Raw genomic sequence first — 1,445 nt, 5'->3', positions numbered from 1 at the left:
ATGAACTGCGCCCCAATTGTTAGACACATCTAACAATTGGAGGTGCAGTTTTTTATGGTTAAATATACTGCAGAAAATAAATTACAAGCAGTTGAGCGTTACTTAAATGGAAATGAAAGTGCTAATAAAATAGCTAAATCTTTGGGGACTAATAAACAAGCAATCTTTAAATGGATTAAGCAATATGAATACAATGGTGTTGAAGCTTTTCTTCAGCCATATACAAATTACACACTAACGTTTAAAATGGATGTACTAAATTTTATGATTGAAAACGGTACATCCTTAAACGAAACGGCAGCTATATTTAAAATACCTGCCCCTTCAACAATTAGTGTTTGGAGAAAGCAATATGAAACTCAAGGATTAGATGCCCTTCAATCAAAGAAAAAGGGGCGTCCATCCATGAAAAAAGATTTCAATAAACAATCGAAACAAGCACCAGTTAAAGACTCTACCGAAGCACTTGAAGCACGTATTAAACAACTAGAGATGGAAAACGAGTATTTAAAAAAGTTGAATGCCTTAGTTCAAAACAAGGAAAAATCACCAAACAGGACAAAGCACAAGTAGTCTATGAGTTAAGGCATAAATATCCGGTGAAAGCACTTGTAAAACTCGCTGGCATTCCACGAAGTACGTACTATGATTTAGTAAAACGTATGAATCGACCGGATCCAGATGCCGATTTAAAAGCAGAAATAAAGGAGATTTATGAAGAACATGAAGGGCGTTATGGCTATCGCCGTATTCGTGATGAACTAGCGAATCGTGGACAAAAAGTGAATCACAAAAAAGTGCAACGCATCATGAAAGAGCTTGGTTTAAAATGCTTAGTACGTATGAAAAAATATAAATCCTATAAAGGGAACGTTGGCAAAATTGCGCCAAATATTTTAGACCGCAATTTTAAAGCAGATGCCCCAAATGAAAAGTGGGTAACAGACATTACGGAATTTAAATTATTCGGTGAAAAACTTTATTTATCGCCAGTTTTAGATTTATTTAACGGGGAAATTATTACGTATACAATTGGTTCTAGACCAACCTATTCACTTGTTTCAGATATGTTGGACAAAGCGTTTGAACGTTTACCTGAGCACCATCAGCTACTCATGCATTCCGATCAGGGCTGGCATTATCAAATGGAAAAATATCGTCGCGCCTTAGAATCAAGAGAGATTGTTCAAAGTATGTCTCGTAAAGGAAACTGTTACGACAACTCTGTCATGGAAAATTTCTTTGGAATTATGAAATCTGAATTCCTTTACATGAGGGAATTTGAAAGTATAGAGCATTTTAAAATAGAATTAGAAAAATATATCAATTACTATAATACGAAACGGATTAAGGCAAAATTAAAAACGAGTCCGGTGCAATACCGAACTCGTTTTACACAAGCTGCCTAATGAAATAACCGTGTCTAACTTTTAGGGGTCACTTCA

At 35.2% G+C, this 1,445-nt stretch carries 1 protein-coding gene; it reads left to right on the top strand.

All coding sequences use genetic code 11. The features are described 5' to 3' along the window. Positions 1-54 precede the first annotated feature (54 nt). Positions 55-1,409, top strand: a protein-coding gene (locus AN161_RS28255) for an IS3 family transposase (protein WP_143114848.1) whose coding sequence is annotated in 2 segments (ribosomal slippage) — positions 55-508 and positions 508-1,409 — 1,356 coding nt in all. Because the reading frame shifts where the segments join, the coding sequence is not laid out codon by codon here. Positions 1,410-1,445 lie beyond the last annotated feature (36 nt).

This window comes from Lysinibacillus sp. FJAT-14222 (assembly GCF_001278875.1).
Lineage (GTDB): Bacteria > Bacillota > Bacilli > Bacillales_A > Planococcaceae > Lysinibacillus > Lysinibacillus agricola.
This window is presented reverse-complemented; position numbering and strand designations above follow the sequence as displayed.